This window comes from Actinomyces gaoshouyii (assembly GCF_002076915.1).
GTDB classification, from domain to species: Bacteria; Actinomycetota; Actinomycetes; order Actinomycetales; family Actinomycetaceae; genus Actinomyces; species Actinomyces gaoshouyii.
In genome coordinates this window covers 966,844-984,968 of sequence record NZ_CP020468.1, presented here as the reverse complement: position 1 = coordinate 984,968, position 18,125 = coordinate 966,844, and the positions used below count along the sequence as shown (strand labels likewise).

The 18,125-nt window shown below is 71.2% G+C and carries 13 protein-coding genes; 6 read left to right on the top strand and 7 right to left on the bottom strand.

All coding sequences use genetic code 11. The annotated features are described in order from the left end of the window. Positions 1–122: 122 nt before the first annotated feature. Together B6G06_RS04030 and B6G06_RS04025 are read left to right on the top strand one after the other, a co-directional pair. Positions 123–728: a DUF3000 domain-containing protein gene (locus B6G06_RS04030; protein ID WP_080463417.1), complete on the top strand. Its 606-nt coding sequence runs from the start codon at positions 123–125 to the stop codon at positions 726–728. A 44-nt stretch (positions 729–772) separates the two neighbouring features. Further along, positions 773–2,014 carry an HRDC domain-containing protein gene (locus B6G06_RS04025; protein ID WP_240494100.1) on the top strand — a complete coding sequence of 414 codons (1,242 nt, stop codon included), beginning with the start codon at positions 773–775 and terminating at the stop codon, positions 2,012–2,014. On the opposite strand, the gene B6G06_RS04020 is transcribed toward B6G06_RS04025, so the two are convergent. The 5 genes from B6G06_RS04020 to dxs all read right to left on the bottom strand — a co-directional run bounded on the left by B6G06_RS04020 (position 2,011) and on the right by dxs (position 8,496). Continuing rightward, positions 2,011–2,391 (bottom strand): hypothetical protein, encoded by a 381-nt coding sequence (locus tag B6G06_RS04020; protein WP_188640718.1) that lies wholly within the window; start codon positions 2,389–2,391, stop codon positions 2,011–2,013. The genes B6G06_RS04025 and B6G06_RS04020 overlap by 4 nt on opposite strands. 317 nt (positions 2,392–2,708) lie before the next feature. Next, entirely contained in the window at positions 2,709–3,587 is an 879-nt protein-coding gene (pflA, locus tag B6G06_RS04015; RefSeq protein WP_080463416.1) for a pyruvate formate-lyase-activating protein, read from the bottom strand. 22 nt (positions 3,588–3,609) lie between these two features. Further along, positions 3,610–3,855, bottom strand: a complete 246-nt coding sequence (gene grcA2 / locus B6G06_RS04010; RefSeq protein WP_080463415.1) for an autonomous glycyl radical cofactor GrcA2 — start codon at positions 3,853–3,855, stop codon at positions 3,610–3,612. A 67-nt stretch (positions 3,856–3,922) separates the two neighbouring features. After that, entirely contained in the window at positions 3,923–6,040 is a 2,118-nt protein-coding gene (locus B6G06_RS04005; RefSeq protein WP_081171073.1) for a pyruvate formate lyase family protein, read from the bottom strand. A 410-nt stretch (positions 6,041–6,450) separates the two neighbouring features. Further along, positions 6,451–8,496 carry a 1-deoxy-D-xylulose-5-phosphate synthase gene (gene dxs / locus B6G06_RS04000; RefSeq protein WP_080463413.1) on the bottom strand — a complete coding sequence of 682 codons (2,046 nt, stop codon included), beginning with the start codon at positions 8,494–8,496 and terminating at the stop codon, positions 6,451–6,453. Between the two features lie 256 nt (positions 8,497–8,752). Here dxs and B6G06_RS03995 point away from each other — a divergent pair, with 256 nt between their 5' ends. After that, on the top strand, positions 8,753–10,765 hold the full coding sequence (locus B6G06_RS03995; RefSeq protein ID WP_080463412.1) for an alpha/beta hydrolase family protein: 2,013 nt from the start codon (positions 8,753–8,755) through the stop codon (positions 10,763–10,765). 229 nt (positions 10,766–10,994) lie between these two features. Here B6G06_RS03995 and B6G06_RS03990 read toward each other — a convergent pair whose 3' ends face one another. Further along, positions 10,995–11,513 (bottom strand): hypothetical protein, encoded by a 519-nt coding sequence (locus B6G06_RS03990; protein ID WP_080463411.1) that lies wholly within the window; start codon positions 11,511–11,513, stop codon positions 10,995–10,997. A 201-nt stretch (positions 11,514–11,714) separates the two neighbouring features. Between B6G06_RS03990 and B6G06_RS03985 the strand changes: the two genes are divergently transcribed. The 3 genes from B6G06_RS03985 (at position 11,715) to sucB (ending at position 16,527) form a co-directional block, all read left to right on the top strand. Further along, positions 11,715–13,259, top strand: a complete 1,545-nt coding sequence (locus B6G06_RS03985; protein WP_080463410.1) for a leucyl aminopeptidase — start codon at positions 11,715–11,717, stop codon at positions 13,257–13,259. A gap of 152 nt (positions 13,260–13,411) precedes the next feature. Further along, a complete protein-coding gene (lpdA, locus tag B6G06_RS03980; protein WP_080463409.1) occupies positions 13,412–14,785 on the top strand; it encodes a dihydrolipoyl dehydrogenase in 1,374 nt (457 codons plus the stop codon). A gap of 62 nt (positions 14,786–14,847) precedes the next feature. Then, a complete protein-coding gene (sucB, locus tag B6G06_RS03975; RefSeq protein ID WP_081171071.1) occupies positions 14,848–16,527 on the top strand; it encodes a 2-oxoglutarate dehydrogenase, E2 component, dihydrolipoamide succinyltransferase in 1,680 nt (559 codons plus the stop codon). Positions 16,528–16,623: 96 nt separating this feature from the next. On the opposite strand, the gene B6G06_RS03970 is transcribed toward sucB, so the two are convergent. Continuing rightward, entirely contained in the window at positions 16,624–18,108 is a 1,485-nt protein-coding gene (locus B6G06_RS03970) for a protein kinase domain-containing protein (RefSeq protein ID WP_080463248.1), read from the bottom strand. Between the last annotated feature and the right edge of the window lie 17 nt (positions 18,109–18,125).

The window sequence follows — 18,125 nt, the reverse complement described above, 5'->3', positions numbered from 1 at the left end:
CTCTCGAATGATCTCGACGGTGGCACCGGGGCCGCGATACCGTCGCCTGACATATCCCCCCGGCTGCGGTTCCTTGCGGCGTGGCAGCGCGGGCTCGGCCTGAGCGCCGGTACCCTGGGCCCGTGAACGACACGAACGGCCCTGCCTCGTCCCCGGAAGCGGCCGCCCAGATCCCTGAGCGATTCGAAGAGGTGCTCTTATCGATGAGGCAGGCGGATCGGCCCCGCGGCCTCATCCTTGAAGAGGTCCCCGCTCCCCATCGACTCGCCCCCTATGCCGCCGCCCTGTCCGCCGAGACGGAGGAGACCGACTCCGGCACGCCCGTGGCCTCGGGCCGCTTCATCGTCCTGCACGATCCTACCGGGCAGACCGCCTGGGATGGCGATCTGAGAGTCGTCGTCATGGTGCGGTCCCGGATCGACGACGAGGTGAGCTCCGACCCGCTCCTGGGCCATGCCGCCTGGACGTGGCTGTCCGAGGCGCTCGAGGAGGCCGGCGCGGGCCACCGCGCCCTCGTGGGCACCGTCACCAGGGTCGTCTCCGAGACCTTCGGCGGCCTGGAGCTCACCGACTCCTGCGCGCATGCGGAGATCCGCGCCTCCTGGTCGCCCTCGACCGCCGATCTCGCCCCGCACCTGGCCGCCTGGTACCAGGCACTCCACGCGGCGGCGGGTCATGAGCCCGAAATGGCCTTCCCCATGCTCGCTCTCGCGGGATGGGCCAGGTGAGGCGGGCCGTACCGGTCAGCCGATTCGGAACGACCGACGAGCCGGTGCCCGCCAACGAGGTCGTCCCCTACCGACGGCCGGCCGATGGGATCCCCCCTCTAACGGACTCCCCCGCGGCGCTGGCGCGGGCGGCCTCGGCGATCGAAGATGGCACCGGCCCCGTCGCCGTCGACGCCGAGCGGGCATCGGGCTTCCGTTACGGCCAGGACGCCTACCTCATCCAGCTCCGGCGCGCCGGTGCTGGGACCATCCTGATCGATCCGGTCTCGGCCGGGCCCCTCGATGCCCTCGCCGCAGCGCTGGACGGGCCCGAGTGGATCCTGCACGCGGCCGACCAGGACCTTCCCTGCCTGGCGGATGTCGGCCTGGCCCCGCGGGAGGTCTTCGACACCGAGCTCGCGGCCCGTCTGCTCGGCCGCGAGCATGTGGGCCTCGGCGCGGTCATCGAGGAGACGCTCGGCCTACGGCTGGCCAAGGACCACGCGGCCGCCGACTGGTCCACCCGCCCCCTGCCGGATTCCTGGCTCGTCTACGCCGCTCTCGACGTCGAGTTCCTCACCGAGCTGAGGGACGCCCTGACCTCGGAGCTCGCCGATGAGGGGAAGCTCGAGTGGGCGATGCAGGAGTTCGAGGCGGTGCGCACTCGGGGCCCGAGAGCCCCGAAGGTCGATCCCTGGCGCAAGACGCCACGCGCGGGCACTGCCGTGCGCTCCCAGCGCTCGCTAGCGGTGCTGCGGGAGGTGTGGACCGCCCGGGAGGATCTCGCCGTCGAGCTCGACCGGACGCCGTCGAGGGTCCTTCCCCACCGCGCCGTCGTGTCCGCGGCGATCGCCTGCCCGACCTCCCGCCGCAAGCTCTTCGCTCTCAAGGACTTCTCCTCGCGCCAAGCGCGCCAGCATTCCGAGGTGTGGTGGCGGGCGGTGGAGCGGGCCCTCAGCCTTCCCGACGACGAGCTTCCGCCGCTGCGCGCCCCACTCGCACCCGGCGATCTTCCCCAGCCCCGATCCTGGGCGCGTCACCACCCCGAGGCCGCGCAGCTCCTCGACATCGTCCGCTCCTGCGTGCGTGCGCATGGCGAGAGGATCCGTGTGCCCCAAGAGCTGCTCCTCGCCCCCGAGTCTCAGCGCCGGCTCGCCTGGGACCTCGGTCATGAGATGGCCCGGGGCGGGCACCCCGCAATCGACCCGGATGCGGTCTCGGCCCGGCTGGAGGACCTCGATGCCAGGCCCTGGCAGATCGAGCAATGCGCCGATCCCCTGTCCCGAGCGCTGCGCCGGGCCGTCTAGCGCTCCGCTCGGCCCAGAGGCCCGGCCGCCCGCTTGGCGCCCAGGGCCATGGCGAGGGTCTTGTGCACGCTGGACTTGACCGGGACATCCCACGCGCCAGGCGCATCGACGGGGCCGCTCCGGGTGAATTTGCTCTTGAGCTCCCGCACGTCGGCGAGCATCGTCCGGTAGGTCCGCTCGGGTGCCGGCCTGAAGCCGTCGCGCTCACCGGTCTCAAGGAGTACTTCGTAGAGCTCGGTGAACACCTCTTGGGCGCGGGCCGTCTCATCGACGAAGCGCATCGCCTCGTTGCGCAGGGCCTTGCGCACATCCCTGCGGCCCCACGACTGGCGGCTCCCCTGTGCGAGGTCGAAGCGATCCCGGACGTCCCTGCTCAATGGGGGGCGTGCGCCCCGCCTCGTTCGCCGTATCGCAGAAGGCCTCCCAGCCGATCTGCTCCACTGAGTCCTAGCGGGCAGGCGGATTCACGGATGCGGAGAGCACGGTGAGGGCTCTTCTCACCCCGGCGGGGGATCAGGTTCTCTACGAGTCGGAGCAGCCGCCGATCCGCGCCCGGGCATGCCGTCCGGCGCTGAGGAGCGCCGAGCGGATCACCGGCTGCCGGAAGATACGGCAGGAGCATCACATGATGGCGTCCTGTGCCATACCTTGACCGATGCTGTGAGCTCCTCCGGCGCCGATGGGCGTGCGATCCTCAGTGCACCGTGAACCCGCGGGAGCGGAAGATCGCACGGGTCGATTCCACGAGCTCGGGCTCGGGGGGCCGCGCGTCGCGCAGCTTGTAGTCCAGCCCCAGGGCATCCCATTTATCGGTGCCCATCTGGTGGAATGGCAGCACCTCGACGCGGCTGACCACCGAGCCCCAGCGCTCGATGATCCGTGCGACATTCTCCACATTCTCAGGGCTGTCCGTGAGCCCCGGAACGAGGACGAACCTCGCCCAGATCTCAATGCCCTTGGCGGCCAGGCGATCGCCGAAGGCGATGGTAGGGGCAAGTTCCCGGCCGGTGACCCGCTTATAGGTCTCCTCGTCCCCGCTCTTGACATCCAGGAGCACGAGGTCGATGTTGTTGAGCATCTCGTCGGTGGCATTGCGCCCGAGGTAGCCGGAGGTGTCGATGCAGGTGTGGACCCCCATCGCCTTGGCGCCGGCCAGGAGCCGCGCCGCGAAGGCCGGCTGCATGAGCACCTCTCCGCCGGAGAGGGTGATGCCGCCGCCCGAGGCCCTGAAGACGTTCCTGTAGCGCTTCATGCGGCGTAGGAGCTCGTTGGCCTCGACCGGCTCGCCGTCCTTCATGAGGAAGGTGTCCGGGTTGTGGCAGTAGAGGCAGCGCAGCGGGCAGCCGTTGAGGAAGATGGTCATCCGCGTTCCGGGACCGTCCACCGCTGTGACGAGCTCCCAGGAGTGGATGGAACCCAGGATTCCCTCGCGCATGCGCACCAGTCGCTCTGAGCGCTGAATGTCGGTGAGCTCCTCGAGCCCGCCGATGCCCGCCCCGCGCAGACGGGCGGCCGGGGCCAGGAAGTCCTGGTCCCGGCCGCCCAGCGCCGCGGGGATCATGGTCTCAGTCATCTGAGCCCTGCCCCCTGCCGGATCAGGCGCCGGCGTGGAAGGTGCGGTTGAGGACGTCCAGCTGCTGCTCGCGCGTCAGCTTGACGAAGTTGACGGCGTAGCCGGAGACACGAACCGTGAGGTTCGGGTAGTTCTCCGGGTGCTCCATCGCGTCCTCAAGGGTGTTGCGGTCCAGGACGTTGATGTTGGCGTGGTAGAGGCCCTTGACGCCGCCGTTGCCCTGGCGCTGCGCCTTCATGGACTCGAGGCGCTCTTCGTAAGTGGGCATGTCTGCCCCTTTCTGTGTGGTGAGTTGTGTTCTGAGCCGTGATGGTCCTGGGGATCGCGCGGAGCGATCAGACCTCGGCGCAGTCGTCCGGGACGAAGCCGGCGTCGAGGATGCCCACGAGGTTGGCCACGCGCTCATCGAGCGTGCGGCCCAGGCCCTGCGGGGTGATGGTGTTGGTCAGTGAAATGCCGTCGAGGGCGTCGTTGTAGTCGAGCTTGCCGACGGAGAGCATAGAGGCGACCATGCCGTGCGTATCCATGCCGTTCTCCGGGTTCGCGCCCGGGGAGAAGGGTGTGCCCTTCTTGTGGCCGGACGGGAAGGAGCCGGTGGCCTTGCCGTAGACGACGTTCGAGGTGATCGTCAGCACGGACTGGGTCGGGATCGCGTCGCGGTACATGGGCTGCGCCTTGATCTTGGACATGATCGTGTGGACCACGGTGGCGGCGATGTCGTCGGCGCGGTCGTCGTCGTTGCCGTAGATCGGGAAGTCGCCCTCGGTGACGTAGTCGACAACGAGGCCGGTCTCATCGCGCACCGGGGTGACCTTGGCGTACTTGATGGCGCTCAGCGAGTCGGCGACGATCGACAGGCCCGCGATGCCGCAGCCCATGGTGCGCACGATGTCGGAGTCGTGCAGCGCCATCTCGATGGCCTCGTAGGCGTAGCGGTCGTGGCACATGTGGATGATGTTAAGGGCCTCCACGTAGGTGGCGACGACCCAGTCGAGCATCTTCTCGTACTTGTCCCAGACCTCGTCGAAGTCCAGGGGGCCGTCGCCCTCGATGCCGGGCAGGCCGGTGACGACCTGCTTGCCGGTCATCTCGTCGCGACCGCCGTTGATGGCGTACAGGAGCGCCTTGGCGGAGTTGACTCGGGCGCCGAAGAACTGCATCTGCTTGCCCACCCGCATCGGGGACACGCAGCAGGCGATGGCGGCGTCGTCGCCCCAGTGCTCACGGATCTGCTCATCGGCCTCGTACTGGATGGAGGAGGTCGTGATGGAGATGTAGGCGCAGAAGTCCTTGTAGCCCTTGGGGAGCTTCTCGTCCCAGAAGATGGTGATGTTGGGCTCCGGTGCAGGACCGAGGTTCACCAGGGTCTGGAGGAGGCGGAAGGAGGTCTTGGTGACCATGTGGCGGTTGTCGTCGGAGAAGCCGGCGTCGGACCAGGTCGCCCAGTAGGGGTCGCCGGAGAAGATCTGGTCATAGTCGGTGGTCCGCAGGAAGCGCGTGATGCGCAGCTTCATGACGATGTTGTCGATGAGCTCCTGGGCGCGGGTCTCATCGATGACGCCGGCCTTGAGGTCGCGCTCGAAGAAGCAGTCGAGGAAGGCGGACAGGCGGCCGATGCTCATGGCGGCGCCGTCCTGGGACTTCACCGAGGCGAGGTAGGCGAAGTAGGTCCACTGCACCGCCTCGTGGGCGTTCTTGGCGGGGCCGGAGATGTCGAAGCCGTAGTCGGCCGCCATCTTCTTGAGTTTCTTGAGGGCCTTGATCTGCTCGGAGTGCTCCTCGCGGTAGCGGGCCCAGTGCTCGGAGAAGGGCTGGTCCGCCACCTTGTCTTTGGCGATCTCCTTGAGCTCGATGAGGCGGTCGACGCCGTAGAGGGCCACGCGACGGTAGTCACCGATGATGCGCCCGCGGCCGTAGGCGTCGGGCAGGCCGGTGATGATGTGGCTGGAGCGCGCAGCGCGGATGCGCGGGGTGTAGATGTCGAAGACCGCATCGTTGTGGGTCTTGCGGTAGCGGGTGAAGATCTTGGCGACCTCCGGGTCGACCTCCTTGCCGGCCTCCTTGATGGCCTGGGCGACCATGCGCCAGCCGCCGTTGGGCATCATGGCGCGCTTGAGCGGGGAGTCGGTCTGGAGGCCGACGATGACATCGTCGTCCTCGCTGATGTAGCCGGGGGCGAAGGCGTCGATGTCCGAGGGGATGTGGGTGTCGACGTCGAGGATGCGGACCTTGCGCTCCTCCTTGAGGTACTTCTCCTCCAGGGTGTTCCACAGGCGGAGGGTCTTGTCCGTGGCACCGGCGAGGAATGAGGAGTCGCCGTCGTAGGGGGTGTAGTTGCGCTGGATGAAGTCGCGGACGTCGATGTCCTCGGTCCACGGGCCGGCGACGAATCCCTCCCATGCGTCGGTCGGGGTGCCCTCCGCCGTGGTGGATGAAGTGACCTCAGTTGTCATCCGTGTCCTCCTGTATGTGGGCGGCGGTCCCGCCCGGATGAGTCATCGCCCTTGTGAGGCGTGGCGGTACATCGTTGCGCCGTCCCTCCAAGCGTAGGCCCTTCGACCCCGGTGCGACCACGACGATCGGGGGCTCATCGGTGCGATGACTCACACAGCGTTCTAGACCACCGGATTTTAGGCCTTTAGTCCTGAAGTAGCATTATCCCGGCCCACACCGTCAGACATCGGATAGCCTGCGGTCTTCACCCGTCCCCACGGGGGAGGATAGCGCGGGCACATGAGTGCAATAGGACGCCCGTCCCATGTGCCGAGGTCTTCTGAGCAGGGCGACGACGCACCGAGCCCCTCGGAGCCCGGCCCCTCCCGGAGGGCCGGCGCGGCCAGGCGCGCAGACCCGACCCTGTCGGCTAGAGCCGCGCGCGGGCGGCGGCGGCGATGCCCTCAGCGGTCATGGAGAACTCCTCCAGGAGGGTGGCCCTGTCACAGGTCCGCACGAATCTCCTCGGCACCCCGATCCGCGTGGTCGGGGGCGGCAGCGGGGCGGCAGCGCGAGAGCCGTCCCCGCCCTCGGCTGCCAGCGCGTCGAGGGCCTCGTCCATCGCATCGCGCAACTGCGAGCCGACGCCGCCGTCGACCAGCCCGTCCTCGGCCACGACGACGCGGCCCGCCGCCAGGGCGAGGTCGGTCAGGGCGCGCGGGGTGGGGACCACCCACCGGGGCGAGACGACGATCACGTCACGGCCCTCGGCGGCCAGGGATCGGCCCGCGGCGAGCGCGGCAGGGGCCATGGAGCCGACGCCGACGAGGAGGATCGGGGCGCCGAGCGCCCGGCCCCCATCGTCACCGGCGCTCTGGTCGTTCTCGCCCGTGCGGTTCTCCAGAAGCAGATCGACCTGGCCGAAGACGCCGTCGTCCCCCCCGAGCGTGCGGATGGCGGGCAGAGGCTCGGGCAGCGCGCCCTTGGGGTAGCGCACGACCGTCGGGGCATCATCGACGCCCACGGCCTCGCGCACGCAGGCGCGCAGCGTGGCCTCGTCGCGGGGCGCGGCCAGGCGCAGGCCCGGCACGTGGCCCAGCAGCGCCATGTCCCACATGCCGTTGTGGCTGGCCCCATCGTTGCCCGTCAAGCCCGCGCGGTCGAGCATGATCGTCACCCCGGCCCGGTGCAGGGCAACATCCATGAGGATCTGGTCGAAAGCGCGGTTGAGGAAGGTCGCGTACAGCGCGACCACGGGGTGCAGCCCGGCGAAGGCCATCCCGGCACTGGCGGTGAGCGCGTGCTGCTCGGCGATGCCCACGTCCATGACCCGCTCCGGCATGGCGTCGGCCAGCGGCTGGAGGCCGACCGGCTGCTGCATGGCGGCGGTGACCCCCACGATCCGCTCGTCGCGGCGCGCCAGCGCGAGGATCTCCTCCGCGAAGACGGCGGTCCAGCCGAAGGCGGAGGGCACGACGGGCAGGCCGGTCTCGGGGTGGATGCGCCCCACCGCGTGGAAGCGGTCGGCGACATCCTCCTCGGCGGGGGTGTAGCCGCGGCCCTTCTCGGTGATGACGTGGACGATGACGGGCTCGGAGTACTCCCTGGCCCGTGTCAACGCGAACTCCAGGGCGGTGATGTCGTGGCCGTCCACCGGGCCGGTGTACTTGATCCCGAGGTCCTCGAAGAACGCCGAGGGGACCAGGACGTCCTTGATGCCGGCCTTGAGGCCGTGGAGGGCGTCGAAGGCGGCGCGACCCGGCGCTCCCTGGGCCAGCAGGCCGCGCTTGATCCCCGAGAGCATGCGCTCGTAGCCTCGGTTGGTGCGCAGGGCGTCGAGGTGGTGGGCGAGCCCGCCGATGGTCGGGGCGTAGGAGCGGCCGTTGTCGTTGACGACGATAACGAGGTGCTTGTCCCCCGAGTCCGCGATGTTGTCGAGGGCCTCCCAGGCCATCCCCCCCGTCATCGCCCCGTCGCCGATGACGGCGACGACGTGCCGGTCCTCCCGGCCCCGCAGTCGGTTAGCCCGGGCGATGCCGTCCGCCCAGGACAGCGCCGTGGAGGCATGCGAGTTCTCCACGACGTCATGGGCAGACTCGCCGCGGTCCGGGTAGCCCGACAGCCCTCCCCGCGAGCGCAGCTCCGAGAAGTCCTGGCGGCCCGTGAGCAGCTTGTGGACGTAGGCCTGGTGGCCGGTGTCGAAGACGAGGGAGTCCGCTGGGGAGCGGAAGGTGCGGTGCAGGGCGATCGTCAGCTCGACGACGCCGAGGTTGGGGCCGAGGTGCCCGCCCGTACGCGAGACGCTGGCCACCAGGTAGGCGCGGATCTGGGCGGCGAGCTCGACGAGCTGGTCGGAGGTCAGCCTGCGCAGGTCCTCGGGCCCGTGGACGGAGGCGAGCAGCGGCTCCGGCGCGAGGGCCTTGCCGCCGCTGCCCGCCTCGCGCGCCTGATCGCGCGGGGACGATGGAGGTGTCATTGTCGCGGGCCTCCGGGAACTCGACGGCGGGTACGTGGTGATGGGCGCCATGTACGGCGGTGGGCGGGGCCCAGCGCGGCGGCGTGGCAAGCATAAGCGCCGTCGATGCGCCTGCGCGTCATCGCGCGCAGTGCTGACGAGCACGTAGTCTTGGTCCGGGACCGGGGCAGGCCCCCAGTGCCCCGCCCCCGCGGCGTTCCCGGAGCGCGCTGGCGCGCGCCCGCACGCCGACCATCGCCGTCCTCGAGGAGGAAGCATGACCACGATCGCGCCCTACGGCAGTTGGCCCTCGCCCATCTCGCCCGGAACGATCACCAGCCGAACGATCAACCTCTCGCAGGTGCGCGTCGACGGCCCCGACACCTACTGGGTGGAGTGGCGCGCCACCGACTCCGGCCGACAGGTGCTCCTGCGCCGCGACGGCGCGGGCCGCATCGGGGAGGTCCTTCCCCTGACCCCCGGCGACGAGCTGGTCGACGCGCGCACCCGGGTCCACGAGTACGGGGGGCGCGCCTACGCCGTCGACTCCGGGATCATCGTGGTCTCCCACGCCGGGGACGGGCGCCTCTACCGCTTCGACGTCGCGCACAGGATGCGCGGCCTGGTCCCCCTGACGATCTACGGCGATGTGCGCCACGGGGACCTGGAGATCGACACCGAGCGCGGGCTCGTCTACGCCGTGCGCGAGGACCACCGGGGCGAGGGCGAGGCCGTCAACACGCTGGTCGCCATCCCCCTGGACGGCTCGGCCGCGCGCGACGACGCCCCGGTGCGCACGATCGTGTCGGGCACCGATTTCGTCTCCTCCCCCACGCTCTCCCCCGACGGGCGCCTCCTGGCCTGGCTGGCCTGGGACCACCCGTGGATGCCGTGGGACAACGCATCCCTGCACGTGGGCGACCTGCTGCCCGACGGGACCATCGGCGAGCACGTCATCGTCAGCGGTGGCGACGGGCACGGCGCCGCCGAGCCGCGCTGGACGGAGGAGTGCGAGCTCATCCACGTCTCGGAGGCCTCGGGGTTCTGGAACCTCTACCGCACGGAGGGCTTCCCCCGGCGCGGCACCGCGGAGACCGGCTGGAGCGAGCGGCTGCGGACCCGGCCGCTGCACCCCACGGACGCGACCTTCACCCAGCCGGCCTGGCAGCTCGGGCCCCACTCCTTCGACATCCTCGACGGCGAGCGCCTCATCGCCTCGTGGACGAGGGACTCGGTGTGGCACCTGGGCACCATCAAGCTGGCCAACGGCGAGCTCGAGGAGTGGGCGACCGGCTGGCAGCCCCTGGGCAACGTGGCCGCCACCGACGGGCGGGTCGTCATGCTGGCGGGCAATGAGCGCGAGCTGCCGGGGATCGTCGAGATCTCCGGCGGCGAGGTGACCGTGCTGCGGGGCTCAGGCGATTTCGGGCCCGCCGATCGCGGCGTGTCCCTGCCCGAGACGATCTCGTGGCCCTCCTCCGACGGCGTGACCGCCCATGGCTTCTTCTACCCCCCGGCCTCGGTGGGGCACGCCGGTCCCGAGGGCGAGCTCCCCCCGCTCATCGTCCACGTGCACGGCGGCCCGTCCGCCATGTCCCGCTCGGTCTACGACCTCAAGGTGCAGTACTGGACCTCCCGGGGCTTCGCCTATCTGGAGGTCAACTACCGCGGGTCGACCGGCTACGGGCGCTCCTTCCGCCAAGGCCTCAACGGCGCCTGGGGCGTGGGCGAGGTGGAGGACGTCATCGCCGGCGCCCGCCACCTCATCGAGGCCGGCCGGGTCGATGGCTCCAGGGTCGCGGTGCGCGGCTCGTCGGCCGGCGGGTTCACCGTGCTCTCGGCGATCACGCGCTCCGACGTCTTCTCCGCGGCGACCTCCCTCTACGGCGTCGCTGACCTGCGGATGCTCATCCAGGAGACCCATAAGTTCGAGTCGCACTACGTCCAGGAGCTCATTGGCGCTAACTCCGTCGACGACCCCTTGCTGGCCGAGCGCTCCCCCATCAACCACGTGGAGACGATCCACGCCCCCCTCCTGCTGCTCCAGGGCTCGAACGACCCCATCGTCCCGGCCGATCAGGCCACCTCCATGTTCGAGGCGGCGCGCGCCAAGGGCCTGCCGGTCGCCCTCGAGGTCTTCCAGGGCGAGGGCCATGGCTTCCGCCTCGGCGCGAACATCCGCAAGGCCCTGACCGACGAGCTGTCCTTCTACAGCCAGGTGTGGGGCATCGCCCGGGACGACGAGGCCACGCCCATCGCGGTGGAGAACCTCGCGCCCCGCGGGGAGTGACGCCGCCCGCACACGGAGGGCGGTTCCGCGCCTCATGCGCACCACCGCTCGGGGCTCTTCGCCCTGGCGGTCCTCTGCTCGCCGTCGGTCGCACTGGCGGCGGTCACCAGCAGGTGCCTGACCCGCACCACGATCTACACCGAGGAGCTGCGGCGAGGACCTCGCTGGGATCGCGCGCCCAGGCGTCGTGGGCGGACCGCCATCGGTGAGCCGTCAGGGATACCCGCGGCTACTTCCGCGCCTCACCGCCGGAGCGGTCCTTGCCGGACCTGTCGGAGCGGGCCGAGGCCAGATCGGTGATCATCTCGGCATGGACGACGATGCGGCGGGGATCGCTCATCCACATCCAGATCGCCGCCGTAATCGGCAGGACGAGGGGGAGGTATCCGTGCCCGCGCCCCCCGTGGGCGAGGAAGGAGGCCTCGAGCTCGGGCGCGGTGCCGGTGATGGTCAGCAGTCCCAGCAGCATCGCGCCGGCGAGCAGTCCGCCCAGGCAGACCCACCCGATCATCCGCATGCGGCGGCCGTTGTGGGCCATGCACACTGCGAGCATGAGGTAGAGGGCTCCGGCGACGGCGTCGATCGCGTCCAGGACGGGCGCCTGAGCGGGATGCCGGATGAGGGAGACGACAGCGGGGCAGAGTACCACCAGGCCGAAGACCGCCGTGACACCCACGAGAATACGGCTCAGGCCTCGCGCGGGCCGACGACGGTCCTCCGTCGATCGGACCTCGGGGCGATCGTCCATGCTGCTCCTTCTGGCTCATCGGCGTCGGGCCCGCGGCGTGCTCGCGCGCCGCTCCGGGCGGCGCGGGCCCCGATCTCGTCCGACCGGCCCGACCCATTGCTGAATGCCGGAAGCGCGTCGCCGGGCAGCGTCCACGGAGCTGCCGCGGCACGGGACTCCTCCGGCATCATGACGGTACCACCGGGCATACCATCTCCCTCCATGAGCACTCTCGAGATCATCCAGGCCCCCGCGGCGCGGATCGACGCCGATGTCCTCGTCCTCGCCGCGGCCCCGCCCTCCGATGGAGGCGCTACCGGCATCCTGCGCACTGGTGCCTGCCTGGAGGGGATCGATGTCAGCGCCGTGGAGGCGGCGCTTCCCTCCCTCGGCTTCTCCGGCTCGCTCGACGCAGTGGTGAGGATCCCCTCCGCCATCGCCGCGCCCGCCGACCGGGCGATCAGCGCGCGGACGATCCTGGTGGTCGGCACTGGGCGGGGCCTCGCCCTGGCCGAGAGCGCCGATCACGACGCGGCGGCCCTGGGCCTCACGCGCGCCAGCGTGCTGTCGCGCGCAGCAGGACGCGCCGCCCGCGAGCTGGCGGGAGTGGAGCGCGCCGTCCTCGCGCTGCCAAGCACCGAGGCCGCCGATCTGACCGCCGTCGCCGAAGGCGCGATGACGGGCGCCTACGCCTGGAGGGGCCGGGTCCCCGCGCCCACCGAGCCCTTGGCGGCGATCACCATCTCCTCGCCGCTGGCGGGCGGGGCGCGGGCCGAGGAGGCCCGGACCAGGGCCGTGACGCTGGGTGAGGCCGTCGCCCTGACGCGCGACCTCGTCAACGAGCCCCCGAACCGCCTGGTCCCCGAGGCCCTGGCCGAGCGCGCCGCCTCGGCGGCGCGCTCGGCGGGAATCGGGGTGGACGCGCTCGATGAGCGGGAGCTGGCGGAGCAGGGCTTCGGCGGGATCCTCGCTGTCGGCCAGGGCGCGGCCAATCCTCCCCGCCTCGTGCGTCTCGAGTGGGCGCCCAGCGGCGCGCGCGCCCACGTGGCCCTGGTCGGCAAGGGCATCACTTTCGACTCCGGCGGCCTGTCACTCAAGCCCCCCGCCTCGATGCCGGAGATGAAGTCCGACATGGCCGGCGCGGCCACCGTCCTCGGCGCCGTGCTGGCCGCCGCTCGGCTCGAGCTGCCGGTGCGCGTCACCGCGTGGCTCGCCTTGGCGGAGAACATGCCCGGCCCCTGCGCGCAGCGCCCCAGCGACATCATCACCATGCGCGGCGGCACCACGGTGGAAGTGACCAACACCGACGCCGAGGGCCGGCTCGTCATGGCCGATGCCCTGGCCCGGGCGGTCGAGGACTCCCCGGACGCGGTACTCGACGTCGCCACGCTCACCGGCGCGCAGATCGTGGCCCTGGGCGATCATGTCTCCGGGGTCATGGGGACACCGACCGTCCGCGACGCCGTCGCCCGCGCTGCGGCCGGCGCCGGCGAGTCGTTCTGGCCCATGCCGCTGCCAGAGCAGCTGCGCCCGGGCCTCGACAGTCCGTACGCCGCGCTACGCAATGCCGTGGTCGGCAGCCGGGCCGGGGGCATGCTCACGGCCGGGCTCTTCCTGCGCGAGTTCGTCGGCTCCACTCCCTGGGCCCACCTGGACATCGCCGGCCCCGCCTTCAACGAGCGCGCCCCGTGGGGCGCCACTCCCACGGGTGGGACGGGCCACGGCGTGGCCACCCTCCTGGCCTACCTCCGAGCGGCCTCCAAGTGAGTGGACTCACAGGCGATATAGGACTCCCGTCCCCGATCGGCACGTCATTTCGATGCCTGCCTCCCCTGCACGGGTGACACAATGTCGTGCGGGACCAACCGCCCACCTGAGCGGTGGGCGACTCGGACAACTCACCATCGAGGAGAGATTCTGTGACAGACACCGTCTACGACATGGTCATCCTGGGCGCCGGTTCGGGCGGGTACGCGGCCGCGCTTCGCGGGGCCCAGCTCGGATTGAAGGTCGCGCTCATCGAGGCCGACAAGGTGGGCGGCACATGTCTCCACCGCGGCTGCGTGCCCACCAAGGCCATCCTCCACGCCGCCGAGACCGCTGACACAGTCAGGGAGGCCTCCGCCCTCGGCATCCGCGCCGCCCTGGAGGGCATCGACATGCCCGCCGTCAAGACCTACAAGGACGGCATCATCTCGCGCATGTACAAGGGCCTGCAGGGCCTCGTCGCCTCCAGGGGAATCGACCTCATCCAGGGCTGGGGCCGCCTCGTGGCCCCTGACGCCGTCGAGGTCGACGGCCGCCGCATCACCGGCAAGAACGTCATCCTCGCCTCCGGCTCCTACTCCAAGGACATCGGCCAGGAGATCTCCGGCCCGGTGATGACCAGCGAGCAGGCCCTCGAGCTCGACCACGTCCCCGCTTCGGCGGTCATCCTGGGCGGTGGCGTCATCGGCGTCGAGTTCGCCTCCGCATGGGCCTCGCTCGGCTGCCAGGTCACGATCATCGAGGGACTGCCCCGCCTGGTCCCCAACGAGGACGAGGCGATCTCCAAGCAGTTGGAGCGCGCCTTCCGCAAGCGCAAGATCGCCTTCCGCACCTCGACGATGTTCGAGTCCGTCGAGCGCCATGAGGACTCCGTCACCGTGCGCGCCGCCGACGGCACCACCTACTACGCCGAGGTCCTGCTCATCGCCGTGGGCCGCGGCCCGGCCACCGCGAACCTCGGCTACGAGGAGGTCGGGGTGTCGATGGACCGCGGATTCGTGCTCGCCGACGAGTACGGCCGTACTAACGTCCCCGGCGTGTGGGCGGTGGGCGACATCGTCCCCGGCGTCCAACTCGCCCACCGCGGCTTCGCCCAGGGCATCGTCGTGGCCGAGAAGATTGCCGGCCTCGACCCCACCCCGGTCGACGACGTCCTCGTCCCCAAGGTGACCTTCTGCGAACCCGAGATCGCCTCCGTGGGCCTCACCGAGGCCGCGGCCAAGGAGCTCCACGGCGAGGAGGCGGTCACCACGGCCGAGTTCAACGTCGCCGGCAACGCCAAGAGCCAGATCCTGGGCACGCAGGGCTTCGTCAAGCTCGTGTCCCTCAAGGATGGCCCCATCCTCGGCTTCCACGCCATCGGCGCCCGCATGGGCGAGCAGGTCGGCGAGGGCCAGCTCATGGTCTCCTGGGAGGCCGACGCCGACGACGTCGCCTCGCTCGTCCACGCCCATCCCACCCAGAACGAGACCCTCGGCGAGGCCGCCATGGCCCTGGCCGGGAAGCCGCTGCACAACCACAGCTGATCCACCGAGGGCCCGCGCCCCACGTAGGTCCTGCCGAGAATCCCCAAGGAAAGAGTCCACTCATGTCTGAATCCGTCAAGATGCCCGCTCTGGGCGAGTCCGTCACCGAGGGCACAGTCTCCTCCTGGCTCAAGGCCGTGGGCGAGTCCGTCACCGCCGACGAGCCCCTGGTCGAGGTCGCCACCGACAAGGTCGACACCGAGGTCCCCGCCCCCGCCTCCGGCGTCCTGCTCGAGATCCGCGTCCCCGAGGACGAGACCGTCGAGGTCGGCACCGTCCTGGCCATCATCGGAGAGCCCTCCGAGGCCGGCTCCGCCCCCGCCCCCGAAGCGACCCCGGCGCCCCAGGCGGCCGCCCCAGCGGCTCCCGCGCCGGCTACCCCGGCTCCCACCGCCGCACCCACCGGCGAGGGCACCGAGGTGACCATGCCCGCTCTGGGCGAGTCCGTCACCGAGGGCACAGTCTCCTCCTGGCTCAAGGCCGTGGGCGAGTCCGTCACCGCCGACGAGCCCCTGGTCGAGGTCGCCACCGACAAGGTCGACACCGAGGTCCCCGCCCCCGCCTCCGGCGTCCTGCTCGAGATCCGCGTCCCCGAGGACGAGACCGTCGAGGTCGGCACCGTCCTGGCCATCATCGGAGAGCCCTCCGAGGCCGGCTCCGCCCCCGCCCCCGAAGCGACCCCGGCGCCCCAGGCGGCCGCCCCAGCGGCTCCCGCGCCGGCTACCCCGGCTCCCACCGCCGCACCCACCGGCGAGGCATCCGCACCGGCGGCCCCGTCGGCCGTGGCCGTGGCCGCGGCGGGCTACGTCACCCCGATCGTGCGCAAGCTCGCTCGCGAGAAGGGCGTCGACCTGACCCAGGTGACCGGCACCGGTGTGGGAGGCCGTATCCGCAAGGAGGACGTGCTGACCGCTGCCAAGGCGGCCGAGGAGGCCGCGGCCAGGGCGGCCGCCGCCCAGTCGGCTTCCACTGCCGCGCCGGCCCCCGCCGCGGCGCCGTCGGCCGAGCCCGCCGCGGACACCGCGCTGCGCGGCAAGACCGAGAAGATGAGCCGCCTGCGCCAGGTCATCTCCGAGCGCATGATCGACTCGCTGCAGACCTCCGCCCAGCTGACCACGGTCGTCGAGGTGGACGTCACCCGCGTCGCCGCGCTGCGCGCCAAGGCGAAGGACGCGTTCCTGGCCGCTAACGGCACGAAGCTCACCTTCCTGCCCTTCTTCGTGCAGGCCGCCACCGAGGCCCTCAAGGCCCACCCGAAGGTGAACGCATCCATCAACGGCAAGGAGGTCACCTATCACGATGCCGAGCACGTCGGCATCGCCGTGGACACCCCGCGCGGCCTGCTCGTCCCCGTGGTCAAGAACGCCGGGGACCTCAATATCCCGGGCCTGGCCAAGCGCATCAACGACCTGGCCGCCCGCACCCGTGACAACAAGGTGAACCCGGACGAGCTCTCCGGCTCCACCTTCACCATCACCAATACCGGCTCCGGTGGTGCCCTGTTCGACACCCCGATCATCAACCAGCCCGAGGTCGCGATCCTGGGACTGGGCGCGATCGTCAAACAGCCGCGCGTCATCAAGGACGCTGATGGCTACGAGGTTATTGCGATCCGTTCCGTGTGCTACCTGGCCCTGTCCTACGACCACCGCCTGGTGGACGGGGCCGACGCCGCGCGCTACCTCATGACCGTCAAGAAGCGCCTCGAGGACGGCGACTTCGCCGGCGAGCTCGGCCTGTGAGGCTCTGAGACCGCTTTGATCGCCTCTTCGGCGGGGGCGGACCCGCACCACCGCGCGGGTCCACCCCCGCCGGCGTTCCGCCGCGATCCCGCCGGGTCACCCGGCCTCCAGAACCTCGGCAACGCGCCACGGACCAGGAACGAGGACGAGGACCACTTCGCGAGCCTGCGGGGCGGGTGCCTCATGCGCGCCGTCGTCATCCGTCCAGGTGGTGGGCCCCTGATGCAGGGACACCCGGGCGCACCTGGCTCCCTCCCACTGCCGGTTAGGGCAGGAAGCGCCCGCCAACTCGCTCACGCCGGTCACCGAAGTCGTCAGTCCCGCCACCCGCTCGTCGCCGCCCAGAAGGGAGGCCAGCAGCTCGGTGTCGGCGCGCGCGGCGGGCGAGCCCTCGACGGAAGTCAGGGCGAGCGCTGCGGCATCGCCGGAGACCAGAGCGAAGTCCCGCGCCCTCACCAGACCGGTGACGATGTCCTCCAGGGACTCATCCCCCGCGCTCGCAGGCGCGGCCCCCGGGCCGGCGGAGGAGGCCGGGGCGGCACTGCCGGCATCATCGTCTCTCTCCGCCCAGGCCATGATCCCAGCGGCCCCCAGCGCGAGGACGGCTCCCCCAATGGCCAGAGCTGTGGCGAGCCGGCCGCGCGAGAGGCGCCCGACCTCGCCGGGACCGAGGGACCTCCGCGACGGAACCACCCTAGTGGGGGTGCGCGCCGCCGAGCGCAGCGCCCCCGAGGCCAGGCGGGCGCCCTCGGGCAGGTCGATCGCCTCGGGCCATCCGAGCTGCGGGGCACGGGCGGCCAGGTCCCGCGCGGTGGGTCGCGCCCTCGCATCCTCCCGGAGGGCGTCGGCAAGCAGCGACGCGGCCTCCTCCCGCGAGGCGGAATCGGCCCCCTGGCACTCCAGGACGAGGGCGGCCAGGGAGTACACGTCGGACGACGGTGTCGCGGCCCCTCCCGCCAGTCGCTCCGGGGCGGCGGTGCCCTGCGTGCCCATCTCCATGATCCCGCCGAGCAGGTCGATGAGCACTGGAGCCCCTGAGGAGGCGATCATGACATTCGCCGCGGACACATCCCCATGGACCAGCCCCTCGTCGTGGAGGGCGGCCAGGGCCGAGCCCACTGCGTCGAGGAGCGCGGCGCTCTCCCCACTGCCCAGGCGACCCCGTGACCCGAGGACGACGGCGAGGTCGGCCCCATCGATGAGATCGGTGACGACGGCCAGTCGCCCTCCGGCCAGTGGCACGAGGGAGCGGATCCTCGCGATGCCGCTGTGCCGCAGGCTCCTCAGCGCCGCCAGGCGGCGCATGGCGCGCGTGCCCCGCTCCGGCCGCTCGATGACCCGCACGACAACGTCACGCCCCTCGCCGTCCACGCCCCGGATGGGGCAGCCGTCGGCCCGCCCGTTCCTCCCCAGCGCCTCGCCGAGGGAGATCCCCCTCTTGGCCAGGGCGCTCGACTCGGCGTCCGTGATCCCTCCCGGGCCCCGCGAGGGGCCGCCGTCCTCGCTCCGGGCCCGCCGCCGCGGAGCCAGCAGCGACGCGCGACGCCGTGTCGGCGCGGTAGTGGGTGATGCAGTCCTCATGGCCCCATGGTCAGCGG

Bases quoted from the DNA above. Each gene is read 5' to 3' on its own strand.
- pflA (WP_080463416.1), bottom strand. From the start codon at position 3,587: ATGACTGAGACCATGATCCCCGCGGCGCTGGGCGGCCGGGACCAGGAC.
- grcA2 (WP_080463415.1), bottom strand. From the start codon at position 3,855: ATGCCCACTTACGAAGAGCGCCTCGAGTCCATGAAGGCGCAGCGCCAG.
- B6G06_RS04005 (WP_081171073.1), bottom strand. From the start codon at position 6,040: ATGACAACTGAGGTCACTTCATCCACCACGGCGGAGGGCACCCCGACC.
- dxs (WP_080463413.1), bottom strand. From the start codon at position 8,496: ATGACACCTCCATCGTCCCCGCGCGATCAGGCGCGCGAGGCGGGCAGC.
- B6G06_RS03995 (WP_080463412.1), top strand. From the start codon at position 8,753: ATGACCACGATCGCGCCCTACGGCAGTTGGCCCTCGCCCATCTCGCCC.
- B6G06_RS03990 (WP_080463411.1), bottom strand. From the start codon at position 11,513: ATGGACGATCGCCCCGAGGTCCGATCGACGGAGGACCGTCGTCGGCCC.
- B6G06_RS03985 (WP_080463410.1), top strand. From the start codon at position 11,715: ATGAGCACTCTCGAGATCATCCAGGCCCCCGCGGCGCGGATCGACGCC.
- sucB (WP_081171071.1), top strand. From the start codon at position 14,848: ATGTCTGAATCCGTCAAGATGCCCGCTCTGGGCGAGTCCGTCACCGAG.
- B6G06_RS03970 (WP_080463248.1), bottom strand. From the start codon at position 18,108: ATGAGGACTGCATCACCCACTACCGCGCCGACACGGCGTCGCGCGTCG.